At 69.9% G+C, this 26767-nt stretch carries 18 protein-coding genes and 1 tRNA gene; 5 read left to right on the plus strand and 14 right to left on the minus strand.

The window, feature by feature from the left end:
* Positions 1-30: 30 nt before the first annotated feature.
* The 4 genes from G6O69_RS07830 to gap all read right to left on the minus strand — a co-directional run bounded on the left by G6O69_RS07830 (position 31) and on the right by gap (position 5861).
* Positions 31-1623, minus strand: coding sequence for an SAM-dependent DNA methyltransferase (locus G6O69_RS07830; protein ID WP_172302900.1), 1593 nt, complete (start codon positions 1621-1623; stop codon positions 31-33).
* A gap of 2 nt (positions 1624-1625) precedes the next feature.
* Positions 1626-1772 (minus strand): hypothetical protein, encoded by a 147-nt coding sequence (locus G6O69_RS07835; RefSeq protein WP_176396704.1) that lies wholly within the window; start codon positions 1770-1772, stop codon positions 1626-1628.
* A gap of 59 nt (positions 1773-1831) precedes the next feature.
* A complete protein-coding gene (locus G6O69_RS07840) occupies positions 1832-4705 on the minus strand; it encodes a LamG-like jellyroll fold domain-containing protein (protein WP_172302901.1) in 2874 nt (957 codons plus the stop codon).
* Between the two features lie 145 nt (positions 4706-4850).
* Complete coding sequence (gap, locus tag G6O69_RS07845) at positions 4851-5861, minus strand: type I glyceraldehyde-3-phosphate dehydrogenase (RefSeq protein WP_172302902.1); 1011 nt, start codon at positions 5859-5861, stop codon at positions 4851-4853.
* Positions 5862-6260: 399 nt separating this feature from the next.
* Between gap and G6O69_RS07850 the strand changes: the two genes are divergently transcribed.
* The 3 genes from G6O69_RS07850 (at position 6261) to G6O69_RS41985 (ending at position 11193) form a co-directional block, all read left to right on the plus strand.
* Entirely contained in the window at positions 6261-7181 is a 921-nt protein-coding gene (locus tag G6O69_RS07850) for an ADP-ribosylation family protein (RefSeq protein WP_172302903.1), read from the plus strand.
* Between the two features lie 23 nt (positions 7182-7204).
* Entirely contained in the window at positions 7205-7780 is a 576-nt protein-coding gene (orn, locus tag G6O69_RS07855) for an oligoribonuclease (RefSeq protein WP_172302904.1), read from the plus strand.
* 206 nt (positions 7781-7986) lie between these two features.
* The gene (locus G6O69_RS41985) at positions 7987-11193 is read left to right on the plus strand and encodes a DEAD/DEAH box helicase (protein WP_346017013.1); all 3207 of its coding nucleotides are present in this window, start codon (positions 7987-7989) and stop codon (positions 11191-11193) included.
* Positions 11194-11258: 65 nt separating this feature from the next.
* Here G6O69_RS41985 and G6O69_RS07865 read toward each other — a convergent pair whose 3' ends face one another.
* The 3 genes from G6O69_RS07865 to G6O69_RS07875 all read right to left on the minus strand — a co-directional run bounded on the left by G6O69_RS07865 (position 11259) and on the right by G6O69_RS07875 (position 14543).
* A complete protein-coding gene (locus G6O69_RS07865) occupies positions 11259-13595 on the minus strand; it encodes a 2OG-Fe(II) oxygenase (protein WP_172302906.1) in 2337 nt (778 codons plus the stop codon).
* A gap of 149 nt (positions 13596-13744) precedes the next feature.
* Positions 13745-13817: transfer RNA gene (locus tag G6O69_RS07870), tRNA-Lys, on the minus strand.
* 66 nt (positions 13818-13883) lie between these two features.
* On the minus strand, positions 13884-14543 hold the full coding sequence (locus tag G6O69_RS07875) for a 3-oxoacid CoA-transferase subunit B (protein ID WP_172302907.1): 660 nt from the start codon (positions 14541-14543) through the stop codon (positions 13884-13886).
* Positions 14544-14564: 21 nt separating this feature from the next.
* Here G6O69_RS07875 and G6O69_RS07880 point away from each other — a divergent pair, with 21 nt between their 5' ends.
* A complete protein-coding gene (locus G6O69_RS07880) occupies positions 14565-16241 on the plus strand; it encodes an alpha/beta fold hydrolase (RefSeq protein WP_172302908.1) in 1677 nt (558 codons plus the stop codon).
* Positions 16242-16290: 49 nt separating this feature from the next.
* On the opposite strand, the gene G6O69_RS07885 is transcribed toward G6O69_RS07880, so the two are convergent.
* The 4 genes from G6O69_RS07885 to G6O69_RS07900 form a co-directional block, all read right to left on the minus strand.
* On the minus strand, positions 16291-18867 hold the full coding sequence (locus G6O69_RS07885) for a TonB family protein (RefSeq protein ID WP_172302909.1): 2577 nt from the start codon (positions 18865-18867) through the stop codon (positions 16291-16293).
* Positions 18868-19087: 220 nt separating this feature from the next.
* The gene (locus G6O69_RS07890; protein WP_172302910.1) at positions 19088-20335 is read right to left on the minus strand and encodes an SPFH domain-containing protein; all 1248 of its coding nucleotides are present in this window, start codon (positions 20333-20335) and stop codon (positions 19088-19090) included.
* A gap of 67 nt (positions 20336-20402) precedes the next feature.
* Complete coding sequence (locus G6O69_RS07895; RefSeq protein WP_172302911.1) at positions 20403-20792, minus strand: TerB family tellurite resistance protein; 390 nt, start codon at positions 20790-20792, stop codon at positions 20403-20405.
* A 180-nt stretch (positions 20793-20972) separates the two neighbouring features.
* Entirely contained in the window at positions 20973-21581 is a 609-nt protein-coding gene (locus G6O69_RS07900) for a hypothetical protein (protein WP_172302912.1), read from the minus strand.
* A gap of 203 nt (positions 21582-21784) precedes the next feature.
* On the opposite strand from G6O69_RS07900, the gene G6O69_RS07905 reads away from it, so the two are divergent.
* The gene (locus tag G6O69_RS07905; protein WP_172302913.1) at positions 21785-24946 is read left to right on the plus strand and encodes an MXAN_5808 family serine peptidase; all 3162 of its coding nucleotides are present in this window, start codon (positions 21785-21787) and stop codon (positions 24944-24946) included.
* Here G6O69_RS07905 and G6O69_RS07910 read toward each other — a convergent pair.
* From G6O69_RS07910 to G6O69_RS07920, 3 genes are all read right to left on the minus strand, one after another.
* On the minus strand, positions 24943-25095 hold the full coding sequence (locus G6O69_RS07910; protein WP_176396660.1) for a hypothetical protein: 153 nt from the start codon (positions 25093-25095) through the stop codon (positions 24943-24945). The two genes, G6O69_RS07905 and G6O69_RS07910, sit on opposite strands and share 4 nt — an antisense overlap.
* 66 nt (positions 25096-25161) lie before the next feature.
* Complete coding sequence (locus G6O69_RS07915) at positions 25162-26505, minus strand: IS701 family transposase (protein ID WP_172302544.1); 1344 nt, start codon at positions 26503-26505, stop codon at positions 25162-25164.
* 56 nt (positions 26506-26561) lie between these two features.
* Positions 26562-26714, minus strand: coding sequence for a hypothetical protein (locus G6O69_RS07920; RefSeq protein ID WP_176396660.1), 153 nt, complete (start codon positions 26712-26714; stop codon positions 26562-26564).
* Positions 26715-26767: the final 53 nt, after the last annotated feature.

Consider the following 26767-nt stretch of genomic DNA (forward strand, 5'->3'; position numbering starts at 1 on the left):
GCGCCCAGCTGTCTGCTTCAATTCTCCGGGTCAGTTCTCTGGCCGCGCCTCGAGGGCCGCGGCCAGGCGCTCGAGGTCCAGGCGGCGCAGCAAGGTCGCGGTGATCGGTCGCTTGGCGTCCCAAAACACGTTGGCGCGGAAGAAGGTCGCGGCCAGCTCGCTGGTCAGCAGCGCGTGGGCCCGGCGCGCCGCGGCCTCCTCGGCGAAGGCCATGAAGTAGACGGTGTCGTCGAAGACCACCGGCCGGCCCTCGATCGGCCCGACCAGGCGAAAGTCGAGGGTCTTGTAGAGCCCGGCGATCGCCACCTTCCAGGGCGCGAAGGTGTAGTCGCCGACGCCGAAGATCGAAAAGCGCGGGCGCTTGGCGTAGATGCTGCTCTTGCGCGCGTCGAAGGCCTCGGCGTGGGCCTCGAGGTAGCGCCACAGCGAGGGCGCGCGCTCCCTCAGGCAGGCCGGGTCCTCGCCGACGTGGCGCTGAGGCAAGAGCACCGCCCGCCGAGGGGTCAGCCGACCCGTGGCGAGGTCGGAGCTCTTGAGCAGCCAGTAGCGGGCCTCCGCCTCGACCTCGACGCGCTCCCCGAGGCCGTTTCGCAGCGCCCCCTGCTCGTCCACGCGCAGCTCGAGCACGCGGGCGCAGTCGTGCTTGACGCCCGAGCGCCAGCGCGGCGCGGCGCGGCGCGGCCCCGCCTGATCTTTCCCCGCCTGATCTTTCCCCCCCTGATCTTTCCCCCCCTGATCTTTCCCCCCCTGATCTTTCCCCCCCGTCACCTTCCCCCCCGTCACCCCGCCCTCGATGTCGACGGTGAGGTGGCGGGTGCGGGCGCGCGCGTCCAGGTCGGCGATCAGCCCGCCTTCGTCGTGGCCGATCACCTGGCGCAGGTCCGCGTCGGGTCCAAAGCCGACGTGGACCGGGCAGCGGCGCTCGCCGGCGGCGTCGGTCCGCCCGAGCAGCACGCAGGCGTCGACGGCCGCGCCAAAGTGCACCCGCGCGTTGAAGAGGAGCATCTTCGTCGCGCGCAGCGGCAGCCCCGAGGACCAGGCGTGGGCCAGGAGCTTGCGGGCGACGGAGGTCTTGATGACCAGCGCGAAGCCGGCGTCCCTGCCCGCGAGCGCCCCCAACAGCACGCGGCCGACCCACTCGGACAGGTCGAAGTTGCTCTTGCCCATGCGCGCATCCAGGCCGCGCAGGCCGGGGTTTTGCTTGGGCGGGAGGTTGTCGCTCGAGCGCGCGCCGAGCTCGGCGTTGGTCACCCAAGGCGGGTTGGCGACGACCAGGATCGGACCTGGGCGCGCGGCCAGGGACGCCGGCCAGTCGACCTCGAAGACGTCGGCCTCGACCACGCGCTCGCTCGCCCTCGCCCTCGGGTCCGCGCGCGCGAGCCCGGCGAGCGTCGCTCTCGTCTCGGCGACGTAGTCGGGGTCGATCTCCACACCGAAGAGCTCGGGTCGCCGACCAAAGACCTCGCGCGCGGCGACCAGCAAGTTGCCGCGGCCACAGGTCGGCTCGACCACGGTCCCCGGGGCCTCGACGACCGCCCTCGCGGCGCGACAGACCTCCATCGCTAGCGCTGGCGGCGTCTGAAAGTCGCCGTAGATCGCAGCGCGGCGACTCTTGCGGGCCAAGCTCAGCGCCTCCGGATCACCCGGGCCGGCTCGCCCACACGCGTGGCCGCCGAGTCGGTCGCGAGCGCGAGCTCGCCGAGGGCCGAGTGGAGGCGACGCCAGCGGACACCCATGGCGCCATCATCCCCGCGCCGGCTCGCTTTGTCCACGAAGCCCGGCTTCGAAACGAGCGACTGGGCGGTCTCGAAGCCGTCGCCCCGTGCCTTCGCTACTCGCAGACCCCCGCGTCCAAAAGTGGCTCGTAGTGAACCCCCGGCTCGGGCCAGGGCGCGTCGGTGCACTGCGAAGACTCGACGGTCATGCTCGCCCAGTCGATGGCATCGAGCACCCCGTCTTCGAGGCCCACGCAGGGCCCCTCGGGATCGAGGTAGAGCTCGTCGAAGCCGTCGAGATCGAGGTCGGCGAGGACAAAGGGGTCCACGCCGCCCAGCTGGAGCTGCGGCGCGCCCAGGGTGTTCGAGTTCACGCAGGAGTAGGGCGTGTAGATGTCCGGGCCGGTGATCGTGTCGGGATAGGACACGCAGTGGTGCATGAACATGTCGGGGCCGGCGAAGGCGTGGACGGCCTCGCCGAGCGGGGCCGAGTTGCCGGTGAAGCTCGACGCGATGATCGTCGGCCGCCCGAACACGGCCCCGGCCACGGTGCTCGCGATGTTGCCCACGAAGCTCGAGTTGATGACCACCACCCCGGGGATATCGACCCGCAGAGCCCCGCCCGGGCCCGACTTCACCTCGTTGCCCACGAAGGCGCAGCCGCGGATCTCGACCGCGCCGGGCTCGACCGCCGCGTCGCCGTCGGCGATCCGCACCGCCCCGGACGGCTCGTTGGCCAGGAAGCGCGAGCCCTCGATGTTCGCCGTGGCCTCCTCGAGGTAGATCGCGCCCTCGTTGCCCTCGAAGGTGCAGCCGCGGATCCCGATCTCGACGAGCTCCGGCTCGCTCGCCCTGTCCTCGACGAAGACCGCCGCCCAGCCGCCGAAGTTGTCGCCAAAGTAGCTGTCGACGATCTCGACGCTCCCCGAGGCCTCGACGTGGATCGCGTCGCCCAGGCCGCCGCGGTTGCCGGTGAAGCTCGAGCCGGAGATCGTCGCCGAGGTCCACAGCGTGTAGATCCCGCCGCCGCCGTACCAGGACACCTGGTTGTCGGCGAAGCTCGAGTCCTCGACGACGAGCGTGGCCCGGGTCGCGCGCAGGCCCGCGCCCGGGAAGTTGGCCGTGTTCTGGTTGATCTCCAGGTTGGCGAGCACGACCTCGCTCATGACCCCGTCCGCGCTGTAGATGTCGATCGCCCCGCCCTCGCTGCCGGAGATCGTCACGCCGTCGAGGCGGACCTGCGACTCGGGACCAAAGCCGTCGTTCGGCTGATCCGCGATGATCACCACCCGCGTCAGCCAGCCGCTGTCACCGAGGCGGACGACGTGCGCGTCGACGTCGCGCTGGCTGAGGCTGGTCTCGTCGCCAGCGAAGCCGCCGTAGATCGCCACCGGGGCGTAGAGCGAGGCCACGGGCGCGCTCGGATCCAGCGCGTACTGACCCTCGGCCATCCAAATCTCGCGCCCGGGGCAGGTCGCCGCGTGGTCGACCGCCGCCTGCAGATCGTCGAAGGCCGCCGCCCACGAGCTGCCGTCGCCGCCAGACGGAGCGTCGACGTCGACGAAGATCGGCCCCGAACAGGCCTTGTCCAGGTCGGCGCAGATCGAGGCGACTTCGCTCTCGGACAGGGCCCGGCTCCACACCCGCAGCTCGTCGACCTCGCCGGCGTACCAGTTGTTGGGGTTGGCGCTCTCGCCGAGGGCGGAGTAGCCGGGGTCGCGCAGGCCGACATTGGCCACCAGCTCCGCGTCCAAGCTGCAGTCGTGGTAGGTCCGCGCCGCCACGCCGCCCTCGACCACCAAGGTGATCTCGGCCCAGCTGTCGTCGGTGATCAAGCCATTGGACGAAGGCGCCCACAGCCCCGCCTGGGCGTCGAGGTCCCACAGGTTCGAGAACACCCGCGCCGAGGGATCCCCGACGTACATCGCGGTGAAGGGTCCGCAGCCAAAGCAAAGCGCGTTGTACTTCGAGGCGTCGTCGACCCTGACGCGCGCGCTCAGGCTGAAGTCGCCGGCCTCGCCGCCGTAGAGCGAGAGCGCCCGCGGGCCAGCGAAGCTGACCTTGTCGTCGACGCCGTCGAGGCGCAGGGCCTCGCCGGTGGGCGAGGCGACGAAGCTCCCGCCGCCGACCACCGTGCCGTGGCGCTCGTTGCCCGAGAGATCGAGGATCTGGTCGCCCTCGTGATCCTCGAAGCTCCAGTGCAGCTCGAGGCCCTCGGCCAGGCTGTCGACGGCCGGACACAGCGCGCCCAGCTCCTCGTCGGACAGGGCCCGGCTCCACACCCGCAGCTCGTCGATCTGCCCCTCGAACCAGCGATCCGCCGCGGTGCCCTGGCCCACGGAGGAGTAGCCCATGTCGATCAGCCCGATGTTCGCGTCCTCGAGGCTCGCGTCGGCCTCGCAGTCGAGGTACCAGCGCGCGCTGGCCCCCTCTTCGACGACCAAGGTGACCTGCGTCCAGGTCTCGTCGCCGATCCCCGCCGTGCTCTTGGGCCACTTCCAGCCGGTGCTCGCCTGGTCGTCGAGGACGGCCATGGCCACCGCGCCGTAGGCCTGAGTCCCGACGTACATGGCGTTGAAGGGGCCGCAGCCGTAGCACAGCGTGTTGTAGCGCGAGCTGTCGGCGACCTTGACCCGGGCGCTGAGCGTGAAGCTGCCGTCCACACCGCCGTAGAGCGCGGGCGCGCGCAGGCCGAACATCGTGACGTAGTCGTCGACGCCGTCGAGGACGACCGCCTGGCCCAGGGGCGAGTCGACCAGGCTCGCCCCCCCCATCAAGTTCCCATAGCGCCCGTTGCCCGAGAGATCCGTGATCTGTGAGCCGATGTTGTCTTCGAAGCTCCAGTAGAGCTCGAGGCCATCTTCCAGCCCGCGCAGCTCGGCATCGGCGAACGTGTCATCGGGGTCCGGCTCTGCGCAGCCTTGCGCGCAAGCGAGCGCGATCCTAACAGGAACGAAGGAGGTGAGCGGGCGAGGTCGAGGTCGAGGCATGGCAGCGCGTCCATGGTCCTCCAAGCCATGCGCCTTCACTCCATGAGTCGTATGCGAACAACATGAAAGCGAGCGCGGCGCCGACCCCCTGGTAGGGATCGACGCCGCGCCGCGCGAGCCGAGCTCGAATGGTTGGACGGGAGGATCAGACGCCCTTGGCGGCCACGTGCAGCGCCAGGTCGACGCAGCGGTTGGCGTAGCCCCACTCGTTGTCGTACCAGCTGAGCACCTTCACGGTGCGCGCGCCCATGGCCATGGTGCTCTGGGCGTCGACGATCGAGGAGTGCGCGTTGCCGATGATGTCGGCGGAGACCAGCGGCGCGTCGCTGACGTCGAGGAAGCCCTTCATCGGGCCGCTGGCGGCGGCGCGCAGGGCCGCGTGCACGTCGTCGACGGTGACGTCGCGGGCCAGGTTGGCCACGATGTCGGTCACCGAGCCGTCGGGCACGGGCACGCGCAGGGCCATGCCGTCCATCTTGCCGGCGAGGCTGGGGATGACCTCGGCGGTGGCCTTGGCGGCGCCCGTGGAGGCCGGGATGATCGAGACGGCGGCCGCACGCCCGCGGCGCGGGTCCTTCTTGTCGGGGCGGTCGAGGATCGCCTGGCTGATCGTGTAGGCGTGGACCGTGGTGATCAGCAGGGTCTCGACGCCGAAGCTGTCCTCGAGGACCTTGGCGACCGGGGCCAGGCAGTTGGTGGTGCACGAGGCGTTGGAGAACACTTTGTGCTTGGCCGGGTCGTAGTCGCCATGGTTGACGCCCATGACGAAGGTCCCGTCGACGCCCTTGCCCGGGGCCGAGATCAGCACCCGCTTGGCCCCACCTTGGAGGTGGCCCGCGGCCTGCTCGCGCTGGACGAGGGCGCCGGTCGCCTCGATCACGATGTCGGCACCCCAGTCGCCCCAGGGGACCTCGGCGGGGTTGCGGATCTGCGTGAAGGGGACGCGGCTGCCGTCGACGATGATCGCGTCGTCTTCGCTGGTCACGGACTTGCCAAAACGACGGTGGACCGAGTCGTACTCCAGCAGGTAGGCGAGGCTGTGGGGATCCGCGAGGTCGTTGATGCCGACGACCTCGATGTCCGGGTTGCTCGCCGCGATGCGAAATACGGACCGCCCGATGCGGCCAAAGCCGTTGATGCCGATGCGCGTGGTCATGTCGGCGGAGTCTACGGCGTCGGGTCCCCCAACCCAAGGCGAGCCGTCGAGGCGCCCCGAGGCCCTCGTAGCGCCCGCTTTTCGTCTCGTCGCAGCGAAGACGCGGTGAAAAGGTGGCCGGGGCCTGGCCGACTGGGGTGGATGCGGAAGGGGGGGACCCAGCCGGCCAGGCCACACGTAACCTCGGGCAGGATAGCAGCACTCGCTGCGCAGACACACTCTCTTCCGGGGAGAAAGGCCAAGAATCTACACAGGCATCGAAAGACTCAGACGTCTCACGAACGTCTCACGTCGTTGAAACGCGCGTTTCGATCCCACCCCAACGCAGCTGATCGGTGAGAGATCAGGTGCCATTCGATGCACTGACTGGCGGCGAATGCCCTGACATGATGGGCAGCGATGGACGACGTGGATGTTTGTGAGCGCCGCTTTGCGGGCGTTTTGGCCCAATTACAGGTCACTCATGGTCTGCGGGCCCCCCGCCACCTGATCGCGTACGCGACCTTCGAGCGCAGCGTGGACGCGCAGGCCCGAGCTGGGCTCGACAGCTTGGATCTGCGTGTCGCTGGGGCTGGCGCCATGGTCTGGTTCGAGGACGAGGGGCTCGAACGCGAGCCGCGAGATGGCTTGGATCCGCGCCTCGACTGCCGCTTTTACTGGGATCCGCCCGAATTCCTACCTATCGCCCTGGCTGATGGCGGCATTCACTACGGGCTTTGGTATGACGATCCGCGAGCGCTCCCGATGACGATCGTCGCGAGTGACACGCGAGGCGCGAGCGGTGTCCGAGACACGGGACACGCGAGCATGCTCGCGCTCCTGCGTGCCCAGTTCCGCGAACGCTGCGAACACGACCCCAAGGCGGCCAGCCGCCCCGAAGTCCTGGCGCTTGGACGCGTGCTCGACGAGTTCGCGCCCCTCGATCGCCTGCTGCGCGAAGCTGACGAGCTCGTGCCCCCGCTGACATCCACTGCGCGACCGAGCATCGCCGGCGGCGTGGGTCCAGCGCTGCTGCCCGAGCACGGCGAGCCTCGCGGAGACCTGGCCGGCGGCAGGCCGCGCACGCGCGCGGCCTATCTCGCCTGCGACGCCCAGATCGCGCAGTGGATCGCCCAGGCCCGCGCGCAGCTCGAGGCAGGGCGGCCGGCCTTCGCCCTGGTGTTGGGCCGCGAGCTGCACTGGCTCGCCGCCGACGCATGGCGCGAGCCAGGTCGAGACCTGCTGTGCGCGGCCTACCGCGCGCTCGAGCGCGACGCCCTCGCGGAGATCGCCGAGCGTCACCACGCGCACCGCGAGCTGCGCTCGGTGGCGGTCCATTAGCCAGCGGTGGTACCTAGGCCCCCGTGGAGAAACACCCACCGCTGATCTGGCTCGACATGGAGATGACCGGCCTCGACCCCGAGCGCGACCACGTGCTCGAGATCGCAACCTTGGTCACCGACGGCGACCTCGAGGTCCTCGCCGAGGGCCCGGACCTGGTGATCCACCAGCCCGACGCGGTGCTCGACGCCATGAACCCGTGGTGTATCGAGCACCACGGAGACAGCGGCCTGACCCAGGCCTGCCGCGAGTCGACCATCGACCTGGCCGCGGCAGAGCGCGCCACCTTGGACTTCCTGCGCGAGCACTGCGAGGCCGGGGCGTCGCCCCTGTGTGGCAATTCCATCGGCCAGGATCGGCGCTTCATCGTTCGACACATGCCCGCGCTCGCGGCGTTCTTGCACTACCGCAGCGTCGACGTCACCGCGCTCAAGGAGCTCGCGCGGCGCTGGTACCCGGCGCTGCCGGCCTTCCCCAAGGCCGAGTCGCACCGCGCCCTCGACGACATCCTCGAGTCCATCGGCGAGCTGCGTTACTACCGGGAACAGATCTTTCGGCGCGGGCAGCCTTCCGCGCCCGAGCCGATCACTGGGGCCTGACGCCCTCCCATCCTCGCCGCGGGTGGAGCCGCCGGGCCCGGCCGCGACTGCGTGCGTCCCGGGCCCGAGCCACCCCGCGCCGGGTCCCCTGACGCCCGGGCGCGAGTCCTGCCCAGAGCGGGTCTGGCCAGGCGCTGCGAGCAGGCGCCGAGCTCGCGCAGCCTCCGCATTTGCGGTGCCTGCGGCCGCGGACTATGTCCGCTTGCGTGGAGGATTACCTCCAGAGCGTGCGCGAGGGCTGCAAGCCGGCCCAGTGGTCGCGGGCGGTCAAGGCTGCGCGCGAAGGCAAGGTCCACGGACTCCGCGTCCGCGGCGACGAGATCGATCTGCGCGTCGAGACCTTCCCCGGCATGCCGGCGCACACGGTCACCCTCGAGCCGGAGATCGGCAGCTGGAACTGCGATTGCGACGCCCGCACCGACTCCTGCGAGCACGTCGCGGCCGCGGCGATCGTCTGGGACCAGGCGCGCAAGCGCGGTGAGAGCCTGCCGGGCCTCGCCGGGCCCAAGGACATCGTCGCCGAGGTCGAGGGCCCCGCGCCGGCCCACGTCGCCTACCGCCTGCGCAGCCGACGGGGGCCGCTTCGCCTGCGCCGGGTGCTGGTCGGACCCGAGGGCGAGGTCTTGCTCCCGGCCGCCCTGGCCAAGCTCCGGCGCAAGAAGAGCGCCCCGGCCTACACCGCCGACAAGGCCGACTACGCCTTCGAGGAGCGCTTTGGCCCCGCGGTCAAAGCCAAGATCCCGCCGACCTTGATGGCCGACGTGCTCGACTTCCTCTCGCGCTGCGCCGACGTCCAGCTCGACGGTCGCGCCGTGGACATCGGCGCCCCCTCGCCGGGTCTGATGCTGCGGGTCAGCGAGACCAAGCGCGGCGAATTTCTGGCCCGGGTCGAGCAGGACCCCGACATCACCGAGCTCTACGAAAACGGCGCCTTCCGCCGCGGCCGTCGGCTCCACGCCATCGCTCCCCACGGCCTGAGCAGCGCCCGCTTCGAAGAGCTGCGCAAGGGCAGGATCTTCGAGGCGCGCGAGGTCGGCGAGCTCGTCGGGCAGATCCTCCCGGAGGTCCGCAAGCACCTCCCGGTGACCGTGGACACCGCCAAGCTCCCGGGCAGCGTGCGCGTGCGCCCGCGGATCCAGCTCGAGACCAAGCGGACCAGCGCCGGCCTCCAGGTGCTCCCGACCATCGTCTACGGCGACCCGCCGATCGCCCGGGCCGACGGTGAGCGCCTGCGGCTGATCGGCAGGGGCAAGGGCGCGGCGCGGGAGCTCCCGGTCCGCAACCTGCGGGTCGAAGAGCTGCTGCGCGAGCGTCTGCGCGAGCGCATGGGCCTCGAGCCCGGGGTCAAGCGCGTGCTCGGGGCGACCGAGGCGATCGCCTTGACCCGGGTGTTCGACGAGATCGAGGCCGACGCCGACGAGCGCGACTTTCAGCTGTCCGGCGACGGCCACCACGGCTTCGTCGAGAGCGAGGCCCTCGAGCCCAAGCTGGTGCTCGGCGACAACGGCAGCTTCGAGCTCTACTTCCTGCCCCAGGGCGCCAGCGCCGAAGCGCTCGAGGCCGGTCCCAGCGGCGGCAACGCCGACGCCGACGCCGACGAATTCGGCAGCCTCGACGACGACGCTCACCCCCTCGACCGCAGCGGCGCCCTGAGCCGGGCGCGGCGAGGCCTGCACCGGGCCGACGCCGCCGCGGTGATCCGCGCCTGGGAGGCCGGGGAGGACTTCGCTCCGCTCCTCGACGGCGGCTTTGGGCGGATCCCCGAGACCTTCATGCGCGAGCACGGCCACCTCGTCGCCGACCTGCTCGCCGCCCGCGAAGCCAGCGCGGCCGCCCGCGAGGGCGACGCTGGCCGCCGCGCCGCGCTCCTCGACCTCGCGGCCCTCGCCGCCGCCCTCGACCAGGCCCCCCCGCCCGGCTTCGACCGCCTCGCCGCCCTCGTCGGCGACTTCTCGGGCATCCCCACCGCCAGCTTGCCCGCGGACCTCGAGGCCGAGCTGCGCGACTACCAGCGCCGCGGCGTCGACTGGCTCGACTTCCTGCGCGAGGCCGAGCTCGGGGCGCTGCTCGCCGACGACATGGGCCTGGGCAAGACCCTCCAGGCCCTATGCGTGCTGCGCTCGGGCCCCGAGCCCGGCAAGGGCGAGAGCGAAGCTGGCCCCCGCCGGCGCTCGCTGGTCGTCTGCCCGACCTCCGTGCTCCACAACTGGCGCGTCGAGATCGAAAAATTCCGCCCCGGCCTTCAGGCCGCCATCTACCACGGCCAGCAGCGCAGCCTCGACGACCCCGAGACCCGCGCGGCCGACGTCATCTTGACCACCTACGCGATCTTGCGCCTCGACATCGAGGCCCTCGGCGCGCGGGTCTGGGACGCCGTCGTCCTCGACGAGGCCCAGGCGATCAAGAACCCGACCAGCAAGGTCGCCCGCGCCGCCTACCGCCTCCAGGCCAAGTTCCGCGTCGCGCTCACCGGCACCCCCGTCGAGAACCACCTCGACGACCTGTGGAGCCAGTTTCACTTCCTCCAGCCCGGCCTGCTCGGCGGTCGCTCCCAGTTCAACGACCGCTACGTCAAGCCCATCGCCCTGGGCGATCCCACGGCCACCGGCCGCCTGCGCCAGCGCATCCGCCCCTTCGTGCTCCGCCGCCTCAAGTCCGAGGTCGCGACCGAGCTGCCCCCGCGCACCGACGTGGTCCTGCGCTGCGAGCTGCGCCCGAGCGAGCGCCGGACCTACGACGCCGTGCGGGCCGCCACCCAAGAGCAGGTCGTCGAGCGCCTCGCCGCCGGCGGCGGCGTGATGCAGGTCCTCGAGGCCCTCCTGCGCCTGCGCCAGGCCGCCTGCCACCCCGCCCTGCTCCCCGGCGGCGGCAGCCGGGCCAAGGGCAAGGGCGAAGACCCCCGCGCCCCGAGCTCGAAGATCGAGCTGCTCACCGAGACCCTCGTCGAGGTCGTCGACGAGGGCCACAAGGCCCTGGTCTTCTCGCAGTGGACCGGCCTCCTCGACCTCGTCGAGCCGGCCCTCGCCGCCGCCAAGCTCGAGCACTGCCGCCTCGACGGCAGCACCCGCGACCGCCAGGCCGTCGTCGACCGCTTCCAGGACCCCGCCGGCCCGCCGGTCATGCTGATCTCGCTCAAGGCCGGCGGCACCGGCCTCAACCTGACCGCCGCCGACAACGTGTTCCTGCTCGACCCGTGGTGGAACCCGGCCGTGGAGGATCAGGCCGCGGATCGGGCTCACCGCATTGGGCAGGACAAGCCGGTGTTGGTGCATCGCTTGATTGCGAGCGAGACCGTGGAGGAGCGGATCTTGAGCTTGCAGGCCCGCAAGCGCGAGCTGGCGGAGGCGGCCGTGGGCGACGCCGCGGGGGCGCACGCGATCACCCGCGACGAGCTGCTGGCGCTGCTCGACTGAGGCTACTGCAACGACCCTTACGAAGCCCCGCGCGCCGCGCTCCTGCTCGGAGACTGGGCGGCAGCTCAGCGCGACGACGACACGTCGATCATCTTCAGCCGCAGCAACGCCTCCGCCTGCCGCTCTCGCCGCCGCGCATCCAACGTGAACAGCTGCACGCGCTTGGTCAAGACGAGCTTGTAGGGCCGTCCTTTTCGCTCGGTCACGTGGCTGACCGGCAAGTGAGCGCCATCGATCACCCGGTGGATGCTCTGGCGCCGGGCCTTGCTCAGCGGCCAGACCTTGCTGATCTCGTTCGAGCCGAGAAACTCGTACAAGGTCGTGCAGTCGTCAGACTTGCAGCGCCGCGGGACGATGATCCGCCAGTCCTCCTTCCCGCGCTCGGGCTCGGCGAGCGCCGCCGAGAGCAGGCGCTTCGTGTGGTGCAGGAGCCGAGCCGTGTCCCAGTCGCGCCAACACGAACCTTCGATCCGCTCGTGGGCATCGACGACCACCGCCGCCAGCTCCAGCGCAGTCAACCTCGAGTCCTCCGAGCTCAGGTCCTCGATGATCGAGTCATGGATCTCCCGCGCGCCCGCGAGCGCGCTCGCGCCCAGCAGGTCCACGAAGACCGCGAGACTGGCCGCGGTGGCGGTCTCGGCGTAGGGCGAGCGCTCACGGGCGGGTGTCACCGACTTTTCACGCGCCTCGTCCCACTGCCTGGCGACGATGAACGCCGCGAGCTTCCGCCCGATCTCCCCGTCAGCGTCGATCAGCTTGGCGAGCCAGGCGTAGGGATAGCGAGCGCACCACTCGCTCGAGCCTCCTCCCCAGCGCGGACCTGTATACCACTCGCTCAACACGCTCTCACACCAGCTCAGTCCGTGGCGCCGCGTCGCCTCGAGCAGCGGCCCGACGACGCCTGCGCTCATCGTCTCGGGCCTGACCGGGAGCAGGAACGCCGCGGCGATATCGGGCTCCTCGAGCATTGCTGCGAGGCGAAACACGTCGGCGACCAGCGCCTTGCTCAGCTCGAATCCGACGCAGTCCGGCCAGATGTCCACCAGGGCGTTGAGCCTCACGTCTGACTCACCGCGGCGCCGCTGCGCGATCAGCTGGCGGATCGCTGCGTGCGGATCGAGCCGGGCCTCGACCAAGAATGCGTTGGCCCTTGGCCACAGCACGATCGCCGCGCGGTGGTACCAGCGATCGAGGGTGTCGCCGTAGTTGCCCATGTAGCCCTCGTAATTGGACTCGACCGGCTCGAACGCGTCGTTGGCCTTCGTGAGCGACAGCTCGCTCTCCGCGACGGCGAGATCGTCGTAGTCCGCGGGCGCGTCCGATGAGCTGCGCCAGTGCCTCAGCGTGACGCTCGAGTCGTACATGTCCTCGAGCGTGTAGTCGTCGTCCTCCTGCTCTTCGTCCTCTTCGTCCTCTTCGTCCCAGCGCGACCAATTCGAGTAGTAGCTCGAGAGTGACGGCGTGCACTGCCAGGCCTCGTACATGTTGGCGAGCGCGAGGTGAACGTCGAGATCGAGCTCGTCCGCGACCTCTCGCAAGCTCGCCGCGCGGACGCGGTCCCCATGCTTGAGCCGAGACCAGCTGAGATTTCGCGGGGTGTACTCGTGATCGAGGAGTACGACGAGCTTCTCTTCACCACGCTCGAAGTGCTCGGCGACCGCCCGCTCGAGCTGCTCGATCGCCTGGCCCTCGCCGGGCGGCGCGAGAGCCTGTGCCCCGTCGAGCTCGAGCCCGAGCCGGTACACGAGCGCGACACGATGGCCGGACTTCACCGGACGGATCTCGTGCTTGCAGTCGCTGTAAAAGGCGATCAGCTCGAGCCCCTCGGCGCCTCGTTTCGTCCGACGAAACTCCACCCGCTCGTCCCCACGCGAGCATCGAAGCGCGCCGCCCGTGAAGCTCGAAGGCAGCAGCACGACGAGCGTGGCGATCATCTCGTCGTCCTTCTCCGTGTCCTGATGCGGGACGAAGAACTCGCCCGGCCCATAGATCGTCAGCTTGTCGAGTGACGCGCGCAGACGGCCGGCGTCGGGCAGGCCCAGCTGCTCGCGGATCTCGGCGAGGTGCTCACGCAGCACCGAATTCCAGCGACGGCCGTCGATCTTGACCCTCGACTTTCGCAGCTCCCATCCGCTGCGCACCGCGGGATCGGTGATCGTGTGCTCGCCCCAGCCGAAGGGCGAGCGCGTCGCCAGAGCGAGCATGCGCGAGGCCGTCGCGCGGCTGATCGGAAACTCGATCGGCCCAAGCTTGCGCAGATACAGGTGCAGATCCTCGGCGGGGACACGAAGCCGAAGCGCGAAGGTACCTGGCGTGTCGAGTGCAAGGAGGGCTTCCGCGATGTCGTGGGTCTCGTCGTGCACCAGCCATGGATCGCAAGCTTCGCTTGGCTTCACCAGCATGAGACCAGGGTGCACGTCTGCCGCCCACGCGGCACGGCGGTGAGGCCATCGCAGCCCCGCCGTGATCGTCACCGCTCGGGCAACCAATCATGTGTACCCACCACCTCGCCCAAAAAAGAAAACCGCCGTAAACGGCGGTTTTCAGAGAGTGAGCCCGGTAGGAATCGAACCTACAACCCGCGGATTAAGAGTCCGCTGCTCTGCCAATTGAGCTACGAGCCCGTGACGTTGGGCTGCGAAACCTACACGATCCCCAGCCCGAGAAAAGCCCCCACCGGTTGTGCTTGCTCACGACCTCGCGCTGGAGACCACGTCCCCCTCGGTCGCCGCGCGCAGCTCGTCCTCGCTGACGCCCGGGGCGAGCTCGACGAGGCGAAAGCCCTGGTCGTCGTCGTCGCTGCCCTTGCTGGTCTCGAGCACGCCCAGCTCGGTGATCACGAGGTCCACGCAGCGCATGGCGGTGAGCGGGAGGCTGCACGTGGACACGAGCTTGCTGCGGCCCTTGCGGTCGCGGTGGGTGAGGACGGCGATGACTTTGCGTGCGCCGGTTGCGAGGTCCATGGCGCCGCCGATGCCGGCGACCTTCTTGCCGGGGACCATCCAGTTGGCGAGATCACCGCGAGCGCTGACCTCCATGGCGCCGAGGACGGCGACGTCGACGTGGCCGCCGCGGATCATCGCGAAGCTCAGGGCGCTGTCGAAGGTGCTGCCGCCGGGGAGGATGGTCACGGTCTGCTTGCCGGCGTTGATGATCTGGGCGTCGACCTCTCGCTCGCGCGGGAAGGGGCCCATGCCGAGCAGGCCGTTCTCCGAGTGCAAGAACACGCGCTGCTCTGGACGGATGTGGTTGGCGACGAGGGTCGGGATACCGATGCCGAGGTTGACGACGCTGTCGATGGGGAGCTCTCGGGCGGCGCGTGCGGCGATCTGATCTCGGTCCCAGGGCATGGCGGCTGTATAGTCCGACGGATGCGCCCGCTTTGGCCAGCGATTGCCCCCACGATCGCCTTCTCCTGTGTGCTGGGTTGCCTGGCTCCGCCGCCGCCGGGCTCGCAGAGCGCGGATCCAGACGCGGAGGGGGCGACGAGCGAGGCCGGCGCGGTGGTCGATCCTGCGCGCAGCGTGGCCGAGATCTACGAGGTCGGCGAGGTCCGCGGGTTCGAGTTCACGCAGCTCGGCACGCAGATCGGCCACTCCTGGGGGCGCTACGAGGGCGTGGTCGAGGTAGGCGGGCGATCGGTGCACGAGTTTTCGACCAAGGTCGAGCTCCTGCCGCCGGGCGGGAAGCCGCTGCGCTGGGCCTCGCAGCTGCACCTCGACGACGCCGGGCTGCTCGTCGACGGCTGGGAGCGCTCGGTGGCCGCGCAGCTGCGCTTTTCGGTCGACCTCGGCGCCGAGGTGTTGAACATCGAGGCCGACGCGGGGCTCGAGAAGATCGAGCACCAGGAGCTCAACTACCGGCCCGAGGTGGCCTTCATGGGCTACATGTCGACGCTCCACGAGGAGCTGATGCTCGCCGTCCGCGAGCTGGTGGCCGGCGAAAACGAGTGGCAGCTCGTCAGCTTGTCGGCGGGGCGCGAGGATCTGTGGTCGGCGAAGGTCGAGAAGACCGGCAAGACGGTGGTCCTCGACACGAGCCTGGGCGAGGAGATCTGGCTCGAGGGCGGCCGCATCGTCCGCATCGAGGTGCCCGAGGACGAGCTGGTGGTCACGACCATGGCCCACCCGCGCTGGCCGGAGTGGGAGATCTCGGGGCCCGCGCGCCTGAGCTACACGCCGCCGGCCGACCGGCGCTTCGAGATCCGCCCGGTGGAGCTGCCCGGGCAAAAGGGCGAGGCGGCGCTCTTTGGCGAGGTGCTGATCCCCAAGCCCGAGGTCCACGGCCCCGGGCCCTACCCCGGCGTGGTCTTCCTCGGCGGCAGCGTGTCCGCGGACCGCTACGGCTTCGCGGGGCCGCCCGCGGTGGACCTGGGCTACCACGAGCTCACCGACGCCCTGGCCAACGCGGGCTTCGTGGTGATCCGCTACGACGAGCGCGGCGTCGGCCAGAGCGAGGACGCGCCCTCGAGCTGGGCCGGGCAGCAGCTCGACGCTCAGCGAGCCTTCCGCACGCTCTTGGTCCAGGCCGAGGTCGACCCCGATCACATCCTCGCCGTCGGCCACGCCGAGGGCGGCTGGCGGGCGCTGAAGCTCGCGGCCACGCGGCCCAAGGAGATCGTCGCCGTGGCCCTGCTCGCCTCGCCGGGCCGCAGCTACCGCGAGCTCTTCGCGGCGCAGCCCGACATCCTCGCGGCGCTCGAGAGCGGCGAGGGCCTGCCCGAGAAGCTCGAGCCCATGGCCCAGTGGTACGGCGAGATCCTGGTCGAGGATCCCGAGGCGCTGATCTTCAAGGCCCACGTGCCGATCTGGCTGGCCCAGGGCGGCAACGACTTCGAGGTCGACCCCGTGGCCGACGTCGCCGCCTGGCAGGGCTCGGCCCGCAAGTACAAGCGCGACCTCAGCCTGGTCCGCTTCCCCGAGCTCGACCATCACTTCAAGCCCAGCGAAGAGGGGGCCAACCACACGAGCTACCTTGAGGCGCGGCCGGTGGATCCGGCCTTCCTCGAGGCGCTGGTCGGCTGGGCCAAGGGCGCCGTCAGCAAGTGAGCCCCGCCGCTCTTTTCCCCTCCCCCTCTTTTCCCCCCGCCCTCCCCTCTCAACCCGGCGAGAGCTTGAAGGGGTAGGTCACGGTGACCGAGCCGCCGCCGGCCGGCTTGGGGAACTTCCACGTCCCCGCCGCCTTGGCCACGCACTGTCCGAGCGCCTCGTCGCCGCTGTCGTTGCTCGCAACCGTGGCAGAGGTGACCTTGCCCGTGGCGTCGATCTCGAAGCGGATCTCCACGGTCCCGGTCAGGCTCGGGTCGGCGCTCAATCCTGTCTCGTAGCAGGCCCGGACCTCGTTGACGTGGGCCCGGACGATGCGCCGGATCACGTCCTTGTCGAGGTTGCCGGTCACGCTGGCCTTGGCCTGGCGGATCCTGGGGACCCGCTTGCCGCGGCCGCCAAAGCCGGTGCCGCTACCCGAGCCATAGCCGGCGCCCGAGCCCCCGCCGCCGCCACGACCCGCGCCGACCAGGCCGAGCCCGCCGACGCCGTAGGCCTCGCCGACGAAGTTGTCGTAGGCGGTGCCTTCGGGGACCTCGAGCGGCTGGAGGACGGTGCGGACCGTGCCGTCGGGCTCGACCACGCGCTGCTGGTCGACAGCCACGAAGGATGTGAACTCGGTCATGACCCGGTGCTGAAGGGCGATGTCGATGATCGCCTGCTTGGTCTCGGGGTCGGCCTCGGACCACGAGTCGGCGCGGTGCGGGTAGCTGCTGAGCGCGTCGATCTTGCCGCGCGCCCACACCGAGGACACGCCCTCCACGTCCTCGGCCTTGGCGAGGTCGAAGCGCGCGGGCAGCTCGATCGTCTGGCCCTTGGCCCTGGCCTTGATCACGATATCGCCCGCGGGCGCGCCCTGGTAGCGGCCGAACACGGTGATCGGCTGGCCAGCGAAGAGGTCGGGGATCTTGCCTGGCAAGACCTCGGAGACGGCGAGGCCCTGCCAGTCGATCTCGACGTCGGTGAGCACCGGGGTGGCCACGCGCTCGTAGAAGCGCTCGACCACCGGCTCGATGTCCTCGTCGGTGCCGGCGTAGGTCACCGCCCCGCGGCCGACGCTGGCCATGCCCTCGAGCAGGTAGCGGTTGGGCGCCGAGCCGACGCCGAGGCTGAACAGCCGCGCGTCGCCGATCTGCTTGTCGACGAGCCTGAAGATCTCGGCCTCGTTGCCGATGTAGCCGTCGGTCAAGAACATGACCACGCGCAGGCGATCGGGGTCGTGGGGCACGCTCAGCGCCGCGCGGATGCCCTCGGTCATCTGCGTGCCGCCCATGCCGCGCATGCCGTCGACATAGTCCAGGCCGCGCGCGACGTTCTCGGGGGTCGCCGCGAGCAGGTCGTCCGACAGGCCCGAGGCCGCCTCCGAGAAGCGCAGCACGGTGAAGGTGTCGCCGGGGCGCATGCCCGCGAGGGCCTTGCGCATCAGCGCCTTGGCGGTGGCCATGGGCTGGCCGCCCATCGAGCCCGAGTTGTCGACGACGAACACGAGCTCGCGGGCCACGGCCTGCTCGTCGGCGACCTGCTTGGGCGGCTGCACCGTGAGCGTGAAGTAGCCGCCCTGACCGTCGGCGTCGGGCTGGGCGACGATCGCCGCCTTCGGCTGGGCCCGGCCGAGGTCCCAGGACAAGATGAAGTCGCGGTTGGCGACCACGGGCGCGCCCTCGCTGTCGGCGTCGAGCTGGATGAAGGCGCGATCGCCATCGCGCTGGATGTCGACGTCGTGAAAGCGCGAGCGCAGGCCGTAGGGGCGCAGGCCGGACTCGAGGGCCACGTGGACCTCGAGGTCGGCGCAGCTCGTCATACCCTCGGGCATGAGCGGGGCGGTGATCGCCGAGGCGTCGGGGACCTGCTTGGTGTCGAGGGCCGGCCCCGGGCCCGCCTGCGCGCCGGCGCTGGGCGTGCCGGGGACGAAGCGCGGGCCGACCACCGTGGGCAGGACCAGCGAGTAGCGCCCATCGACTTGCTCGAGCGGCTGGACGAGGTGCATGGTGATCTCGATCGACTCACCCGGCGGGATGTTGGCGATGCTCTGGGTGAACGAGTTCGGCCGCTGCTGCTCGAGCAGGCCGGCCGCGCGCCCGTCTCGCTTGGCCGCGTCGTAGGTCTCGCGCGCGTCCTCGCGGGTCTTCATCTGCCCGCGGATCGTCCGCTCGCCGATCGTCATCCAGTAGTCGTCGACGGCCGCGTGCTCGTGGAGGGGGAACAGGTAGACGGCCTCGATCGGATCTTCGAGGGGGTTGGCGAAGGTCTGCACGATCTCGGTCTCGGCCACGGTGCCGACGACCACGGTGTCGAAGCTGGTGTGCTGGAGCGGCAGGGCGAGGATCTTGCCCGCGCGGCGGATACCCACGATGCCTGTCTCTGGGGCGAAGTTTGGATCCCCGTCCTCTCCGACCACCTGGAGCTCGCGCGAGCGCGCGCCCTTCATGCAGCGCAGGTCCTGATCGTGGACCTCCACCGCCCGCTCGCGGTCTTCGTCCTCGCCGTAGATCCGCTCGACCTCCGCCAGCTCATCGTCCGCGAGGGTCTCGCCATTTTCGGCGTCGAGGCTGTCCTCGGGGCTGAGCGTGTCCGTCAGCTCGCTCCCGTAGGGCGTGCAGGCCAGCAGCGCTGGAAAGAGCGCGGACAAGCAAAGACCCACGAGCGGGCGTGGACGCGCGTGCGTCGTTGTCGAAGTCTGAGTCGTCCGAAGGGTCAGCGCCTGCGTCATCTGCATCAATGCCTCGCCGCGCCACAGACAGCGAGGGCCACGGAGGGTTCCCGGTGCTTCGAAAACGAGCACGCCCCCGCCCGGCAGGCGCCGGAGGGGGGGCGTGTTGGCTGCGTGTTGGCTGCGTGTTGGCGCAGGCCTAGAAGGCGTCGAGCAGCGAGGCCTTCTTGGCCGAGTACTCTTCGTCGGTGAGCAGGCCAGCGTCGTAGGCGGCCTTGAGCTTTTGCAGCTTGGACTGGATGTCGTTGCCGCCACCGGCCGGCGCGGGCGCCTGGGCCTGCTGGGGCGGGCCGCCCTGCGGGCCGGGATGCCAGCCGGCGCCCTGACCTTGCTGACCTTGCTGGGGAGGCTGGCCTCGATAGCCGCCCTGCTGACCCTGCTGCGGGTAGCCCTGCTGCGGGTAGCCCTGCTGCGGATAGCCTTGCTGCGGGTAACCCTGCTGCGGATAGCCTTGCTGCGGGTAACCCTGCTGCGGGTAACCCTGCTGCGGGTAGCCCATGCCCATGTTCTGGGGCGACATCATGTTGCCCATCATGTTGCCCATGCCCATGCCCATGCCCATGCCCATGCCCGCGCCCATGATCCCGCTGCCTTGGCCCTTGTGGGCGTTCTTGGCGACGTCGCGCATGGCCTGCATGCCTTCCCAGGCCATGGTGTTGTCGACCCCGCGCGCAGCCTGAGCCGCGGCCTCCTCGATCGCCTTTTGGATCGCCGGCGGCAGCGTGATGCTCTCGATGATGAAGCTGGTCAGCTGTAGGCCGATGGCCTGGAGGTCCTTGTCGATGCCCGTCTTCACGGTCTCGGCGAGCACGTCGACGTGGCCGGCGATGTCCGAGACGCTGACCTTGGCCTGGCTGGCGGCCTTGCTGAAGGCCTGGAGCACCCGGCTCTTGACGTAGCGCTCGATGTCGTCGCTGGTGACCAGGCCGTTGGTGCCGACGATCTCCTTGAAGAACAACGAGGGGTCGGCGATGCGGAAGTTGTAGTTACCGAAGGCGCGGATCGGCACGCGACCGGGGCGGTTGCCGACGGCGAACTCGGGGTCGCGGATGATGATCGGGTTGGGCGTCCCCCACTTTTGGTCGAGGTACTGCTTGAGGCTGATGAAGTAGACCTCGACCTTGAAGGGGCTCTCGAACCCGTACTTCCACCCCTTGAGGGTGGACAGCACGGGCATGTTCTGCGTCGCGAGGGTGTGCGTCCCTGGGCCGAAGACGTCGGCCATCACGCCCTCGTTGACGAGCACGGCGGCCTGACCTTGACGGCAGATCAGCTTGGCGCCGTTTTTGATCTGGTGGTCCTTGTCGGGGAAGCGCCAGACGAGGGTGTAGTTGGTGTCATCGAGCCACTCGATGATGTCGATGAGCTCGTTACGGATGAAGTTCATCAGTCCCATGTGCTGACGTCGCTCGCTTTCTCTTCGGTCCGGGCCGGCAAACTGCTCGAGGCGCGGGTCATTCCGCGGCCGTGATGTCGAGGCGCTTGGCCTCTTGCTCGATCTCGCCGAACTCGGCGTTGTTCATGCCAAAGGCGTCGGCAAACTCACCGATCGCCTGGCGCTCGTTGTCGGTGTACACGCCGTCGGCGTGGACGAGGGCCACCGCGGCCTTCATGAACACCCGCCGGAGGAAGGTGTTCTCGAGCATGGTCGCGGCCTCGATGGGCGCGAAGTCCCCGCGGGTGACCTGCTCCCACGCGAGCTCGCTCTTCGCCTCGGCGAGGAACTCGCGGATCAATTTCTCCTCGCGAGCGTCCGCCTCGCCGTCGATGGTTGCGAGGTACCAAAGCCCTCGAGCGAAGACCTCGACCTCGTGTTCAGCCAGTGCGCCGTTGTTTTCCGCCATCGCGGGGATGCTACGGCGCACCTTGCGATTGATCCACCCCCTCGCAGACCGGCGCTGCGAGGCGGCCCATGGCGTGCTCCTCGGGGCGGGGCCGGCCCATAAAAAAACGCCCGTAGCGGGATGCTACGGGCGTCTTCGACTCGACTCTCAGGAGCTGTGGTCAAACACGCGGACAAAAAATCATGCGGGGCCCTGCTCGACGAGGGCGACCTGCTCGGCCTGGTAGGCCGCGAAGGTCTCGGCCTCGAGCACCTCGAAGGTGCGCTCGAAGACCAGGCTGCGGCCGTTGGCGTCGGTGCTGTAGACCTCGACGGACCACGCGCCAGCGTGGGCCAGGGGATCGAAGTCTTTCGTGTCCTGCTCTCCCTCGCGGGCGAGGGGTTGGTCCAGGAGCAGGCTCGCGGCGGGGGCGAGGGTCTCGGCGGGCTGAAGGAAGCCCATGGTCTCGCGGCGCTCGTCCCCGTGGGTCCACACGAAGGTCACGGGCCGGGGCTCGGTGAGGTCGTCGGCGCGGAGGTGGAGGTAGATGGCCTCGCCCTCGACCGAAAAGCGCGTGCTGTCCTCGAGAGCGCCCTGAGACTGGGGCGCGAGCAGGCCGGTCACACGCAGCCGCTCGGCGCGCTGCGCCTTGGGCCGGTTGGCCTCGCTCGAGGCGTGGTGAACGCTCTGCTGGCTACTGGGACGCAGCTGCCCGTCGGCCTGGAGGTCCGCGGCCGTGATGGGCGCGTCCGCGCAGGCGAGGGTCGACAACAGCCCGAGTGCGGCGACGGCGATCAGTGAGGTACGCACCGAGCGCTATGACATGCTTGTCCCGTGCCAGAAAAGAAATTCGATGATCTCGGGGTCTTAGTGATGGCCCGATCGTCGTTTCGACGCGAATAACATCAAACTTGCTCCAAAGAATGTCTTTTGAAAAAGCGCACGCGCAGACCATGACGCCGACGTCGCAGGTCTCCAGGCGATTCCAGGTCGGGGGGCTATGCTGCGCCACGATGCGCTCACTGCGACCTTGGTCGATCTCGCTGGCCTTCGTGTTGCTCGCGGGAGCCGCCGGTTGCAAGGGCAAGGCCTCCGCGAGTGAGGGTGAGCCTGGCGCCGAAGGTGCCGCCGAGGGTCAGGGCGACGCGGCGGATACAGCGGATACAGACGACGCGGAGCCGTCCCTGGACGAGCTCCTCGCCGGCCACGACTTCCCGCTGCTGATCTGGTCGATCCACACGGTCTCCAAGGACTACTACGACGCCTCTCGCTTCGACCCCCACGGGCAGCTCGAGGCCGCCGTCGACTACCTGGGCCTACACACCCCCGAGTTCTTCGCCACCGTCGAGGGCGGGCAGCTCGCGGTCACCGTCCGCGACCAGTCGCGGCGCTTTTCCCTCGACCAGGCCAAGGACCTCGACAGCGCGGCGGCGCTGCTCGAAGAGGTGATCGCCTTCACCCGCGACGTCCTCGGCCTCGAGGACGAGCCGCTCCACGAGCTCGAGTACGCGGCGATCAACGGGTTCTTGTCCCCTCTGGATCCGCACACGATCCTGCTCACGCCCGAGGAGAACGCCGAGCTCGGCATCAAGACGCGGGGGAGCTTCGGGGGCATCGGCGCCGAGATCGTCGCCCGCAACCGACGCATCGAGGTCGTCCGCGTGCTGCCCGACTCGCCGGCCATGGCCGCGGGGCTCCTCGACGGCGACGTGATCCTCGAGATCGACGATCAATCGACGGTCAACCTCGGCGTCGTCGATGCCCAGGGCCTGCTGCGCGGGCCCGTGGACAGCGAGGTCGTGCTCGAGGTCCTGCGTGACACCAAGCGGGTGAAGCTGACCATCACCCGCGGGCGCATCGCGATCCCCACGGTCGTCGCCGAGATGCTCCCAGGGCGCGTGGGCTACGTGCAGGTGACCACCTTTCAAGAGGACACCGCGGCCAAGCTCAAAGAGGCGCTCGAGCAGTTCCAGGGCTCGGGGGAGCTCGCCGGCCTGGTCATGGACCTGCGCGGCAACTCCGGCGGCCTGCTCGCCCAGGCCGTCGGGATCCTCAATCAATTCGTGACCGCCGGCGAGCTGGTGATCGTGCGCTCGTCCTTTGGCCGCGAGCACCAAGACGCGACCAAAGAGCTCGTCGTGCCCATGGGCCTGCCGGTGGTCACCCTCGTCGACGAGGAGTCGGCCTCGGCCGCCGAGATCGTCGGCGGGTCGATGAAGCACCTCGACCGCGGGGTCGTGATCGGGCGCGCGAGCTTCGGCAAGGGCACGGTCCAGGAGCTGCGCCGGGCCACGCCCTACGGCCGCGAGCTCGCCTTGAAGATGACCATCGCCGAGTACCGCGTGGCCGGGGACCGGCGGATCCAGAGCGTCGGGGTGATCCCGGACCTGCGCCTGCTGCCCGTGGAGCTGTTCGAGTACGAGGGCGTGGGCCGCTACTACGACGCCGAGCGCTTCGAGCGGCAGCGCGAGCGGGCCCGGACCGCGCACCTGCCCTCGGCCGTCCACGACGCCAGCGCCAAGGCCGACGCCGAGCTCGCCCGCAGCAAGCTCCAGCTGCGCTACCTCGCCGTCGGCCCGGGCGGCCTCGCCGACCTCCCGCCCCTCGAGGAGGGCGAGCCGCGGCAGATGCTGGACCCGGAGATCCGCCTCGCCCGGGAGATCGCCCTGGGCCTGGGTGAGCACGAGGGCCGCCGGGCTCAGCTCGAGGCCCTGCCCGCCCTCGTCGAGGGCCTCGCGGCCAGCGAAGACCAGCACGTGCGCGCGGCCATGGAGCCGTGGAAGATCGACTGGTCGGCCGTCGACGACCCCGCCGACGAGCAGACCCCCGTGGCGGTCGCGCTGAGCCTGCCCAACGAGCCGATCCTCGCTGGGGAGCCCTTCACCTTGCACGTGGAGGTCAAAAACACCAGCGAGCGCCACCTCGAGCGCGTCCACCTGATCACCGACTGCGCCCGCGACGAGCTCGACGGCATCGAGCTGCTCGTCGGCGCCCTCGCCCCCGGGGCCAGCGAGAGCCGCGACCTCCAGCTCCAGGTCCTGCCCTGGAACCCAGACTTCGTCGACACCCTGAGCGTCGCGGCCCACGTCGGCGAGCCTGGGGACGAGCCCGACGGCGCAGCCAGCGAGCGCCTGCGCGTGAGCGGGCGCCCGCGGCCGCGCTTCGCCGTGGACTACTGGATCATCGACGACCCCCACCTCGCCGCGAAGGGGCCCGCGCGCCCCGAGCCCGAGCTCGGCTTCGAGGAGCTCGAGCCCTTCGTGGTCCAGGGCAACGGCGACGGCCTGATCCAGCCGGGTGAGCACGTCCTGTTCGCGTTCTCGGCCCAAAACGCCGGGGCGGCCTCGAGCGATCCCAGGGCGATCCTCCGCAACCTCTCGGGGCGCCAGGGCCTGCTCGAAGAGGGCCTCGTCTACCGCGGCCCGCTCCCCGCGGGGGGCGAGTTCTCTGGCGCCTTCGGCGTGGCGATCTCCCCGAGCGCGGACCCCAGCTTGCCCCTCGAGCTCGAGCTGACCGTCGGCGACGCGACGCTGCGCGAGGGCGTCGACGACAAGCTGCCGCTCCGCGTGCTCCCCGGTCGACCCGCGGCCGTGGAGCTCGACGCGGCGCAGCGCCGGCGCCGAGTCCTCGCCGACGGGCCCGCGCGGCTCTACAACGGCGCCGACGCGAGCTCCCCCGTGGTCACCCAGCTCGCCCCCGGGCAGGTCCTCGTCGCCCGGGCCGCCGCGGGAGACTGGCTCGCCGTCGACGCCCCCGAGCCCGGGCGCCGGCTGTGGGTCCCCGGCGACCTCGTCGAGCCCGCGAGCGAGGGCAAGGCCGCCTCGCTGCGTCGAGACCACAGGATGATCGACCCCCCAGAGCTCGAGCTCTCGCCCATCGGCGAAGACGGCTCTGGTGTGGTCTCGGGTGAGCGCGTGAAGGTCGAAGGGATCGCCCGCCACCACACCCGGGTCCGGGACGTGGTCGTGACCGTGCGCGCCTCGGGGCCAGCGCAGCCCGAGCGCAAGGTCTTCTACCTGGCCAACCGCGCCCTCGAGGGTGAGGAGGCCAAGTCGCTCGGGTTCAGCGCCGAGGTCCCCCTGGCCGCGGGGAGCAACCGGGTGCAGATCCTCGTTCGAGACCACGACAAGGTCGAGCGGCGCCACGAGCTGTGGATCTTCCGCGCCGACGACTAGGAGCCCGTGGTGAAACCCAACACGACACCTGGCTTGGTCTTTTCGCCGAAGGCTTTGTCGCCAAAACTTGCAGTACGCCCGGTACAGCGGCGTTTTGGCTTCGCGCCCTCGACAAAAATCCCGGCGCCAGGAGCCGCGCTGGGTTCCACCACGGGCTCCTAGTACGACTTGATCACATCCGCGAGGGCCTGATCGGTGGCCCCCGTGGGTCGATGTCACGTCCGCACATGGGACAGTGACCCAGCAAGTGAAGCAGGACCACTTGTAGCAACGCTCGGAATGCCTGGATGGTCAGCCCCGGCTCGGCTCGCTGTGCTTTCCGCCTCCGGGTCCTCCGGGGAAAAAATCACGCGGTGGAGCGTGAGAAAGGCGTGAGCCGCGGCGACCAGGGCGACGTGGTGGTGGAAGCCTCGCCATGTTCGTCCCTCGAAGTGGTCGAGGCCGAGCTCCCCTTTCATCTCCTGGTAGTCCCGTTCGATCCGCCAGCGAAGCTTGGCCAGGTAGACCAGCCTCTTGACCGTGGTCTTCGCGGGCAAGTTCGACAAATAAAACGCGGTTGGCTCCTTCTTCTTGTAGGACCACTCACACAGCAGCCACTGCACTTCACCCGGTGGGTGCCCTGACCGATGCCGGTGCGCGGTTCGGATGCGTAGCACCGCGAAGCGCCGCCGCTGAGGCCCGCGCGTCCCGTGGCGCCATTCGACGTGACGGAAGCGCCTGGCAGGCAAGCTCTTCGCCAGCTCTTCGACCGAGACGGGCTCGACTCCTTCGGGGGAGACCCACTTTGTTCGTGGCCGCCCCCTGGTGCCGGGAGCTTTGGACGGAGGAGGGCTCGGGCACGTCCCTGGCGGCCATACGACCGCGTTGCCGGAGATGCGCAGTACGTAGTGGAGCCCGCGTTCTTCGAGTCCCTTGCGGAATTCCGTCGAGTCGCCGTAGGCCGCGTCGGCGAGCACCGGTCGAGGCGCGAGCCCCCATTCGAGGGCGCGGTCGAGCATGCCGAGGCCGAGCTCGAGCTTCGTTTGATGGGAGAGCTCCTCGGGGACGCCTGCCTTGGTCCGGCGCCTTGGGTCGTTGGCCCAGACCTCGGGAAGAAACAAGCGCATGCCGATGCAAGCGCCGCCCGCCTCGCTGGCGAGGTGGAGGCTTGCTGCGACCTGGCAATTGTCGACGCGGCCCATCGTCCCCGAGTACTGACGCTGTACCCCGACGGAGTGCTTGCCCTTCTTGGGGAAGCCGGTGTCGTCGATGACGAAGGCGTCGAGGCCCGGGAGCTTGTCCTCGACGCGCAGGGCGAGTCGGCGAAACAGCTCCCACTCGTCCCAATCAGCGATCGTGATCGCCTGCTGGAGTCGCTGGCGGATGGCTTCGCTGTCACCGGGCGCGGCTGCGAGGCGCTGAGCGATGGGCACCATGCTCTTGCGCTCGCCATCGAGGAGAAGCCCACGCATGTAGTTGGCGAGGGCCTCGCGCCGCTCGCTGCGACCCATCTGATGAGTGATGTAGCCGAGAAACTCCTCGAGTTCGGCCCCCACCCGGGAGATTTGTTCTGGAGTCACCCCCGCAGCAGATCACAGCTGGGGATCGTTGTCGATCCCCATCTGACCAAGTAGTCCTAGGAGCCCGTGGTGAAACCCAACACGACACCTGGCTTGGTCTTTTCGCCGAAGGCTTTGTCGCCAAAACTTGCAGTACGCCCGGTACAGCGGCGTTTTGGCTTCGCGCCCTCGACAAAAATCCCGGCGCCAGGAGCCGCGCTGGGTTCCACCACGGGCTCCTAGAGCGGACGCTCCGGGGCGGGCAGGCGATTCCCGAGGAACC

The organism is Pseudenhygromyxa sp. WMMC2535, from assembly GCF_011083025.2.

Bases quoted from the DNA above. Each gene is read 5' to 3' on its own strand.
- G6O69_RS07840 (WP_172302901.1), bottom strand. From the start codon at position 4,705: ATGCCTCGACCTCGACCTCGCCCGCTCACCTCCTTCGTTCCTGTTAGG.
- gap (WP_172302902.1), bottom strand. From the start codon at position 5,861: ATGACCACGCGCATCGGCATCAACGGCTTTGGCCGCATCGGGCGGTCC.
- G6O69_RS07850 (WP_172302903.1), top strand. From the start codon at position 6,261: ATGGACGACGTGGATGTTTGTGAGCGCCGCTTTGCGGGCGTTTTGGCC.
- G6O69_RS07865 (WP_172302906.1), bottom strand. From the start codon at position 13,595: ATGCTGGTGAAGCCAAGCGAAGCTTGCGATCCATGGCTGGTGCACGAC.
- G6O69_RS07875 (WP_172302907.1), bottom strand. From the start codon at position 14,543: ATGCCCTGGGACCGAGATCAGATCGCCGCACGCGCCGCCCGAGAGCTC.
- G6O69_RS07880 (WP_172302908.1), top strand. From the start codon at position 14,565: ATGCGCCCGCTTTGGCCAGCGATTGCCCCCACGATCGCCTTCTCCTGT.
- G6O69_RS07890 (WP_172302910.1), bottom strand. From the start codon at position 20,335: ATGAACTTCATCCGTAACGAGCTCATCGACATCATCGAGTGGCTCGAT.
- G6O69_RS07895 (WP_172302911.1), bottom strand. From the start codon at position 20,792: ATGGCGGAAAACAACGGCGCACTGGCTGAACACGAGGTCGAGGTCTTC.
- G6O69_RS07905 (WP_172302913.1), top strand. From the start codon at position 21,785: ATGCGCTCACTGCGACCTTGGTCGATCTCGCTGGCCTTCGTGTTGCTC.